Annotated in this window: 8 protein-coding genes and 1 pseudogene; 4 read left to right on the top strand and 5 right to left on the bottom strand. The window is 35.7% G+C overall.

What is annotated here, in order from left to right; all coding sequences use genetic code 11:
• Positions 1 to 13: 13 nt before the first annotated feature.
• Entirely contained in the window at positions 14 to 1,276 is a 1,263-nt protein-coding gene (ltrA, locus tag ACQKOF_RS16690) for a group II intron reverse transcriptase/maturase (protein WP_427559291.1), read from the bottom strand.
• Between the two features lie 154 nt (positions 1,277 to 1,430).
• Between ltrA and ACQKOF_RS16685 the strand changes: the two genes are divergently transcribed.
• The 3 genes from ACQKOF_RS16685 to ACQKOF_RS16675 all read left to right on the top strand — a co-directional run bounded on the left by ACQKOF_RS16685 (position 1,431) and on the right by ACQKOF_RS16675 (position 3,350).
• Positions 1,431 to 1,982 carry an ECF transporter S component gene (locus ACQKOF_RS16685; protein ID WP_370042415.1) on the top strand — a complete coding sequence of 184 codons (552 nt, stop codon included), beginning with the start codon at positions 1,431 to 1,433 and terminating at the stop codon, positions 1,980 to 1,982.
• A 406-nt stretch (positions 1,983 to 2,388) separates the two neighbouring features.
• Entirely contained in the window at positions 2,389 to 2,706 is a 318-nt protein-coding gene (locus ACQKOF_RS16680) for a hypothetical protein (RefSeq protein WP_427559285.1), read from the top strand.
• A 203-nt stretch (positions 2,707 to 2,909) separates the two neighbouring features.
• The gene (locus ACQKOF_RS16675) at positions 2,910 to 3,350 is read left to right on the top strand and encodes a cell wall hydrolase (protein WP_370042418.1); all 441 of its coding nucleotides are present in this window, start codon (positions 2,910 to 2,912) and stop codon (positions 3,348 to 3,350) included.
• A gap of 139 nt (positions 3,351 to 3,489) precedes the next feature.
• Here ACQKOF_RS16675 and ACQKOF_RS16670 read toward each other — a convergent pair whose 3' ends face one another.
• From ACQKOF_RS16670 to ACQKOF_RS16655, 4 genes and pseudogenes are all read right to left on the bottom strand, one after another.
• A complete protein-coding gene (locus tag ACQKOF_RS16670) occupies positions 3,490 to 4,023 on the bottom strand; it encodes a helix-turn-helix domain-containing protein (protein ID WP_370078234.1) in 534 nt (177 codons plus the stop codon).
• Between the two features lie 69 nt (positions 4,024 to 4,092).
• Positions 4,093 to 4,632, bottom strand: a pseudogene (locus tag ACQKOF_RS16665) (hypothetical protein); the annotation flags it as partial.
• 60 nt (positions 4,633 to 4,692) lie between these two features.
• Positions 4,693 to 5,337: a deoxyribose-phosphate aldolase gene (gene deoC / locus ACQKOF_RS16660; protein WP_370078236.1), complete on the bottom strand. Its 645-nt coding sequence runs from the start codon at positions 5,335 to 5,337 to the stop codon at positions 4,693 to 4,695.
• 578 nt (positions 5,338 to 5,915) lie between these two features.
• Positions 5,916 to 7,346 (bottom strand): PLP-dependent aminotransferase family protein, encoded by a 1,431-nt coding sequence (locus tag ACQKOF_RS16655; RefSeq protein ID WP_370042423.1) that lies wholly within the window; start codon positions 7,344 to 7,346, stop codon positions 5,916 to 5,918.
• 417 nt (positions 7,347 to 7,763) lie between these two features.
• Here ACQKOF_RS16655 and qoxA point away from each other — a divergent pair, with 417 nt between their 5' ends.
• A complete protein-coding gene (gene qoxA, locus ACQKOF_RS16650; RefSeq protein WP_427559282.1) occupies positions 7,764 to 8,603 on the top strand; it encodes a cytochrome aa3 quinol oxidase subunit II in 840 nt (279 codons plus the stop codon).
• Positions 8,604 to 8,680: the final 77 nt, after the last annotated feature.

The raw sequence follows: 8,680 nt of genomic DNA, 5'->3' as shown, positions 1-8,680 counted from the left end.
TACGGCGGTTCAATTAAGATGAATAACGCAAAGTTTCGTAACGAACTTGCAGACTTTTCAGCCCTTGGCTTTCCCAATAGGAATTGCCGAGGGTTCTGTGTAATATGGGGCTTTTTGAGATGCGCCAGAATCCTTTTCGGGTATTTCCCCATTCGTATGCTTTTCCGTATGGAACTTTTAAACGAATGAGATTTCTGACTTTGGTTCGGGGTTTCTTCCAATTCTTCCAAAGACACATTCGTAACCTTCTTTTAATCCAACTGTCTAATTTACTAAATACTGAAGGTGTATCTGCGAGCGCAAAATATCCACACCATCCAATTAGATATTGGTTTAATTTCTCGATACGATATTCCATTGTAAATGGCATCTTTCTAGAGGTAATTTCTCGTATTTTCTTCTTCATTCGTTGAAGGCTTGTTTTCGCCACTCGAACCTTTGGTTCTTTATGGTGTGAAAAACTAAAACCCAAGAATTTTCGATTCCACGGTCGGTCTACCGCTGATTTGGATTCATTCACTTTCAAGCGTAGTGTTCCTTCGACGAATCGCTGTACGCTTGCTATTGTACGCTCTCCCGCACGTTTACTCTTTACATAGATATTGCAGTCGTCTGCGTAGCGAACGAATTTATGACCACGTTTCTCTAATTCTTTATCCAACTCATCTAACACGATATTAGAGAGAAGTGGACTTAATGGTCCACCTTGCGGTGTTCCTTCCTCTGTACTTGAAACAACTCCATTTATCATGACACCTGCTTGGAGATATTTACGGATAAGTTTTAATAATGATTTATCATGAATTCTTTTCGCTAATGTTGCCATTAATCGGTCGTGGTTGACCTTATCAAAGAATTTCTCTAAATCCATATCCACAACCCAACGATATCCTTCCTTCATATAACCCTTCGCTTTTCGAACTGCGTCATGAGCACTCCGATTTGGTCGGAATCCATAACTGTTGTCCGAGAAAGTTTGGTCATATTCCTTTGATAATATCTGCGATATAGCTTGTTGAATCAAACGGTCTGTCACGGTTGGGATTCCTAATAGACGCACACCGCCGTCTGGTTTCGGGATTTCGACACGAAGTACCGGTTGCGGTTCATAGGTTCCCGTTAGAATTTGCGATTTAATGGATTCCCAGTTTTCGAGGATGTGCTGACGTAAGGTTTGTACGGGCATCATGTCTACTCCCTGGCTTCCTTTATTCGCTTCCACTCGCTTTAATGCTTGTATCATATTCGGACGTGCTAGAATTTGATTCAACATCACCATTTCGTTCCTTTCCGTGAATAGCTTGTCTTCTTATGCCCACCTGAAAAATAAACTGACCTTTAATATTTTTATCAAATTGGCACTTTTACGATAGTCAGTCCTTTGCTAAAGTTAAAATTATCGAAAAATTCATCATAGTGAGGATATGCAGATGCAAAATATACAAGGTCAATCCTATACAAAATCACGCACGAAAACATTTGATTTGGTCATTACATCCATTCTTGCAGCACTTGTTTTCGTCGCAACAATGTTCATCAATCTTAAGCTACCATTTGGGCAAGGTGGACTTATTCACTTAGGGACATCTATGCTTTTAATCACGTCAATTTTATTTGGTCCTAAAAAAGGGGCCCTTGCTGGAGCAATCGGAATGGGCTTATTCGATATCGTAGGTGGCTGGTTAATTTGGGCGCCAACCACAATAATCTCCCGCGCATTACAAGGCGCCATCGTTGGGAAAATCGCTTGGTCTAAAGGTCATAGAGGCGACAATATTGGGTTAAACATTTTCGCAGCAGCTGTTTCAATGCCTGTGATGATGGCAGTCTACTATATCGGGCAAGCGATTATGTTCAAAAGCTGGGTTGCCCCTTTAGCATCCATTCCAGGAGACGTAATCCAAAACGTTGTCGGTTTAATTATCGCTATTCCTGTATGTATCGTGATGAAAAAAACACCGTATTTTAAAAAGAATTTTTAACTTCTTTCAAAAGAAGTTAAAGCCTCTGGCGGATGTCACGGAATCGGAAAGGAGTTCTTAAAGGATGTTAGCCTAAAATCATCGCATCCATGCGATAACGGCTAACTGACCTGCATCGGTAAAAACGCCACGTCCTGTGGCATTACCGAAATGACCGACATCGTGTCGGCCCTCACGCAGGCCTTAGCACAAAGCCGATTCCGGACGCAATTATGCCGAGGCATAATTGATTACTACAAAATAAACACGCCATCTTGTTGTTTTGCTGACAGCATAGATGACGTGTTTTTTGGTTGGCGTTTCGTTTAAAATTTCAAGTCGCAATAATGGAGGATTTTTTCCATACTATATCTTTAGGGCGAAAATGCCACGAGTAAAATTGAATTAACCTAAGGAGTGGTTAGGAATGAACGGAGATGCTATCGTTTGGATCGTTCTATTACTATCTATTGTAGTTTGTGATTATTTAGCAGCCTATTTATACAAAAATAAGAAGATCCCTATATGGGCTTCTGCAATTGGCATGGCGGTTTTAATCCCAGTAATAGTCGGAAGCTTTGTGTATTTAGGGGTCAGTTATGCTAAAGCCTTTGAACCAGATAACACAAGAGAAGGGATTGCTTTTGCAGGAGGATTTATAGCGGTGATCCTTGCATTAAATGCAATAATTATGTTCGTTATAGGAGTTATTTTAAATATTTATACATTCGTTAAAAAGCATTAAAACAATCATGTGTTATAAAGCATAACTGCTTGTACTTGGCGTTTTCAATATAGAATGCTCAAAATCTAAAGCTAAATTAAAGGGAATTGTTAGCTCACTTTCACAAAAGTATTTCGAAATGACTTTTCAACCTTTTCTGAATGAATAAATTTGATTTTCAATAATGAAGGTTTTTTTTCATACTATATGGTGGAGGTGAAAAAATGCCAAGAGTAAAATATATAAATTCTGACGTTGACTTAGTGGCAAGGATGATGAGAGCAGAAGCTGTAGGTGAAGGAAATCAAGGAATGCTATATGTTGGCAATGTCATTGTGAATCGTGTTATAGCAGAGTGTCCAGACTTTAAAGATTTAAGAACCATTAATGATGTCATTTATCAGGTACAGGGAGGAAATTATTCTTTTGAAGCTGTTCAAAAAGGTAATATGTTTTACCAAAGAGCGCGACCTAATGAAAAAAGATTAGCAAAATTGACTCTGGATTATTGGCGAGATCATCCAGCGAAATACGCACTTTGGTATTTCAATCCATACGCACCATGTCCTCCAACATGGTACGGTCAACCTTTTACTGGTCAATTTAAAAATCATTGCTTCTATGAACCAGCACCTGATACATGTGAAAGTGTTTATCAAGGATAGGTAGCTATTTTCCTTTTTTGTTACAGTTTTTCTGTTGAGCCTTTTACAGTCTCAAAATATTAAAGTCTATAAATAAAAAAAAGACATTCTACCCAAGTAGTTTGTCTTTTTTGTATCAATATTTTTTTGTAGATATTATTTAAAAATCTACCACGCCATTCTTGTGCTTTAGTTCAAATATTGTTTGTGATTTAATTTTATTTGTATTTTTCAGGTATGCGTTCTCCATTTCTAAACGCTCAATTTTTGCTTGTAATGTTTCAAGAGAGCCTTCAGCTTCTCTTACATTTTTGGATTGCTTCTTATTGGTTTCTTTTTTCTTGGGAGAACGTCCCCTTTTCTTTGGCTCTAGAGCTGTTAGTCCTTGTGTTTTTAATAGCTTTGTCCACTGATATATTGTACTCGGAGAAGATATATTAAATTTACTTGCTGTTTCTAGAAAAGAAGCACCTGTTTCGTTCATAAAGTTTAGTACGTCTAGTTTAAACTGAACAGGATACGTTGTATAACTTTTTTCAAAACCTTTAATCCCTTGAGCCTTAAATAATTTTACCCATGTGATAATTTGATTTTGATTTGAACCAATACTTTCTGCAATCTCTTTATAAGTCTCTGTTCCATTTAAATAACGATTCACTGCGTTTAATTTTATTTCAACTGTAAATTTAGACATATAAACACCCCATTAATGTTAGTTAAGACACATATTTACGGGTCATATCAAAATAAGAAATTTTCTTTCTTATTGCATTCTCTTTTTATTTCTCGTCATTTCCCATTTTTTAATGGCCAACACGGAACCAAAGAAAAATACCGTGGCAACCAATATACCTACCGGAAGACTAGTCACAATGTCTGCAGGTAATACAAAAGTAAGCAGAGGGAAAGCATACACAGCTGGTAAACGGATGCCAACGATATGCAACAAAATAAACATTAGCAACATAGCTAAAATCGTAATGAGTATCCAAGAATTAATATTCAAATACAAAAGCGTTCCTACAGTTGTTGATATGTTCAGTAGCAATACTTGCTTAAACGCCATTTTGCTACTGTACATTGGTTTTTGAAGCACTTCATACACGGCGACAAGGATGGGAGGGATGACCGCAAGCTGCTCATAACCAACAATCGTGACTGAATCAATCCAAACCAAATTGAGGAATATAAAAACCAACATATACTTATACTGAATTGGCACTTTCTTTACCAATCCCTTATTTAATCCAAATAGGAGAACACCACGCATTAAGAGGAGCGTGAAAATGAAAACCGCTATAATAATTCGACCTCTCCATAGTTTAGTTGCAAAGAATTTTGCAACCTTGGAGACGATTGCTAACTATAAATCTAATATTCTTACAGCAGAACTAGTGCCTATTCTAGATGCACCAGCATCAACCATTAATTTTATATCATCGATGTTACGTACTCCGCCCGATGCTTTGACCCCAACATTTGGTCCAACTGCTTTTCTCATGATCGCAACATCTTCAACAGTTGCTCCGTGCAGAGAACAACCTGTGGAAGTTTTAAGATAGTCCGCACCCGCTTTTACAGATATTTCGCAAGCACGTACTTTTTCTTCATCCGTTAATAGACATGCCTCTATAATAACTTTTACTAGGGCCTTTCCTTTTGCAGCGTTTACAACTCTACTAATTTCTTTTTCAACTAGCATATTGTTTTTATTTTTTAATGCCCCGATATTAATCACTACATCTATTTCCGTAGCCCCGTTACCAATTGCATTTAGAGTCTCAAATACTTTCGTCTCAGTAGTGCTCGCACCTAAAGGAAATCCTATAACTGTGCAAATATTAACATCTGTTTCACGTAAAAGATCTGCAGATAAGCTTACCCAAGCAGGATTCACGCATACAGACGCAAAGTAAAATTGTTTTGCCTCTTGGCATAAATTAATTATTTCTTTTTCGGTAGTACAAGGTGAAAGTAATGTGTGGTCTATTAATTTTGGATAGTCCATAAATATATCAACTCCATCTTCAAGATATGTTTAGTGAAATTAGGTGATCTGCGTTTTTTTTACCTCAAGAGCTTTTTATGATATACCAAGAGGATTTTCATTTAATGCTACTTTTTTCAAGCCTAATCCATTTGTTTTCATTTCTAAAACCATTATGTGAAAAGATAATTGTGAATTGTGAATCATTCCACATATTTAATTTATAAACCATTTATTTTAGCCTATATGGATGTTAAATTACCCATGTCTCTTATAATAAAGGGTTTATCATTTTTTTGACCATCCAGTACATTTGTTTTTTACCCATCCATTTATAATTAAAAAAAGAGACAAAACTGGTCAAATCCTAAAAAAAAGCGAGAAATCAATTTTAGAAACATTGATTTCTCGCGCTTTTCTGATGTGAAATTTTCATAGTGTTAAAAAATAAAATGGTTAAGGTTCGCACCAAAATTATCTGTTGCTGTCACTTCTTTAGCACTACGTAAATCAATCCCTCGTTTTGCCAGAGGGTCATACTTAACTGACACCTAAATTTCATTAGTTTTTCAATAAAAAGAATCAAAATAGTTTAAAGTTTAAAGCGAATGAAGTGCTTCTGCAAACCTTTTGATTCCTTCTTCAATTGATTTTTCATCTTCCCTTGAGAAAGTAAAACGCACAAAATTCTTTTTAGACCCAATTGTAGAACCGGGGACATAAATTACTCCTCTTTTAATGGATGTCTCAAGTAATTGGACTTCATTAAAGTCTTTTAATATTTTACACCAGATATGAATCCCCCCTTGAGGAACAAAAAATTCCACCTCATCCTTTAAATAATGAGTAAGACTTTTAACAATTTGATTTCTTCTTTTTTCTAATTCCACAACTAATTTATTCATATGAGATTGGAAATTTTCTGATTCTAAAAAATCATTAGCAATCCATTGTGTAAAGCTTGAATGACCAAAGTCTATTTGCTGTTTTGCATCGGATAATCTTTCTATTACTGATTTGGGCCCTATAATCCAGCCAATTCTTAGTCCTGAGGCAACAATTTTGGACAATGAGCTAATGTATAAAACATTTCCGTTAACATCCATTGATTTAAGTGTAGGGATTTTTCTCCCTGTAAAAGCTGTTAAACTATATGGATCGTCTTCTACTACTGGGATTCCTAGTTCGGAGGATATGTCTAAAATATCTCGTCTTTTCTTTTCATTCATGACAGAACCTGTAGGGTTTTGAAAATCAGGATTTAAAAAAATCATTCTAATTCGATGTTTTTTATATAATGAGCGTAAATCTTCTGGTTTGATGCCATCCTTGTCCACAGATAAATAATGTATTTGAATGCCTGCTGTTTTGAAAATTTGAAGATTATAACTGTATGAAGGCTCTTCTAGCGCAACTGCATCTCCTGGTTTTAACAAACACTGCACGATTAAATGTATGGCTTGTTGTGCACCAGATGTAATGAGAATGGAAGCGGGATCGGTTTCTATTTGACGATACTGTCTCATATGTTTCGTTATTGTTTCTCTAAATATCTCATTCCCTTGTGGATGATCATATCCTAAGCTCCCGATAAAAGAACGGGTAAAAGTAATCTCCCTTAAATAATCCAACGGGAAAAGATCCTCTGACAATTCTCCACTAGCTAAATTGATTAGTTTATGTTCAACCGCTTCTTTTCTTATTCTCTGCGTTACAGGTTGATTAGGTAAAAAAGGCCCCGCTTCAATATATCTATTCCAACTAGGAATGCGTTTATTTGTAATTCCCCAGATGTCTTTACTGATTGTTGTACCGCTTCCTCTATTTCTTTCAATCAGTCCATTGGATTCCAACTCATCATATGCACTTACAACAGTGCTTCTGTTTATATTAAATTCTTTAGCTAAAAACCTTTCAGACGGTAAGGATTTATCAGCCGGAAATGTGCCATCTGCTATCCCTTTTTCAATATATTCGGCAAGTTGTTTATATATAGCTTTCTTTGATTCTCGATCTGGTTTCCAATCCATAAAAACTCTCTCCTTAAAATTCCTAATTGTTCCTATCCCCAAAAATGGGGGTTCAATAGAATTATCCTGTATTCTCTTTTATCAAACTGCAATAACTTCCTCTAATCTTTTCGATTAAAAAGAATTATTTTAAATAAATCACACTCATAATAAACCACCCATTTAACCTTTAATTTAACCATCCACTTTGTTTATCAAACCACTTCTTGCATTTTAAAAGCTTGATATAATCCCTTTTTTCACAAAAAAATTATATCAAAATATTTTTTTCATTTGAGAACGTTTTGTGATAGATTTCATATTTTCTTGCCTTTCGATTTTTATGCAACTAATATGAAACTCGAATTGTGAATCAAATTCCGCACAAACCCTTATTAGCCTTTAAAACATACAAGAATAATTGAAAGGGGTTTGTCTATGAAAAAGATGTGGATCAGTTTCATTAGCTTTTTCACTATTGCCACTATATTAACAGGGTGTGAACCGTTGTTAGTATTGGATCCAAAAGGGCCTCAGGGTCAAGTACAAGCTAAAGATATAATGCTATCGATTTGGATTATGTCCGTTATCCTTATCGTTGTGTATGTCATCTTAGCTTATATGTTATTTAGATTTCGCGCGTCTAAACAAAGCGCAAACTATAAACCTCCCTACATTAAAGGAAGTACACTAGTTGAAATAATTTGTGTTGGTATACCTGTATTGATCGTTATATTCCTATCAATTGTTTCAGTTCAAAGTAACAATAAGGTTGAATCAACACCTGCAGAATATAAGGACAAAGAACCTCTTGTCATTTATGCTGCAACATCTAACTGGAAATGGCACTTTAGCTATCCAGCAGAAAACATTGAAACAGTTAACTATCTGTATATTCCTGTTGACCGTCCAATTGAGTTTAAACTCTACTCTTACGGACCTATTACAAGTTTCTGGATTCCGCAGCTTGGGGGGCAAAAATATGCAATGTCAGATATGGTGAATACATTGCATTTAGGTGCTAACACACCAGGTAAATATATGGGACGAAACGCAAGTTTTAGTGGTAAAGGATTTGCTGAAAATACTTTTAGAGTCGAAGCAGTACATCAGGAAGAATTTGATAGCTGGGTAAAGGACATTAAAAATACTTCTCCAGAAATAACGGAAGAAAAATTTGATAATTTACTAAAGCCAGGTCATGTGGATGAAGCTTCGTTTAATGGGACTCACTTAACATTTTATCCGGCACCAGACAGTGAACATGGTGAACATTAACACAGGTTTCTAATTCATTAGAATAGTGTTCATTCAAACACCACTAATTCTTATGATGAATCATTTAATTATTAAAA

Origin of the sequence: Lysinibacillus sp. NPDC093190 (assembly GCF_050280425.1) — a bacterium.
Lineage (GTDB): Bacteria > Bacillota > Bacilli > Bacillales_A > Planococcaceae > Lysinibacillus.
This window is presented reverse-complemented; position numbering and strand designations above follow the sequence as displayed.

Excerpts from the sequence above, each read along its gene's own strand:
- ACQKOF_RS16685 (WP_370042415.1), top strand. The coding sequence starts at position 1,431 with ATGCAAAATATACAAGGTCAATCCTATACAAAATCACGCACGAAAACA.
- ACQKOF_RS16680 (WP_427559285.1), top strand. The coding sequence starts at position 2,389 with ATGAACGGAGATGCTATCGTTTGGATCGTTCTATTACTATCTATTGTA.
- ACQKOF_RS16675 (WP_370042418.1), top strand. The coding sequence starts at position 2,910 with ATGCCAAGAGTAAAATATATAAATTCTGACGTTGACTTAGTGGCAAGG.
- ACQKOF_RS16670 (WP_370078234.1), bottom strand. The coding sequence starts at position 4,023 with ATGTCTAAATTTACAGTTGAAATAAAATTAAACGCAGTGAATCGTTAT.
- deoC (WP_370078236.1), bottom strand. The coding sequence starts at position 5,337 with ATGGACTATCCAAAATTAATAGACCACACATTACTTTCACCTTGTACT.
- ACQKOF_RS16655 (WP_370042423.1), bottom strand. The coding sequence starts at position 7,346 with ATGGATTGGAAACCAGATCGAGAATCAAAGAAAGCTATATATAAACAA.
- qoxA (WP_427559282.1), top strand. The coding sequence starts at position 7,764 with ATGAAAAAGATGTGGATCAGTTTCATTAGCTTTTTCACTATTGCCACT.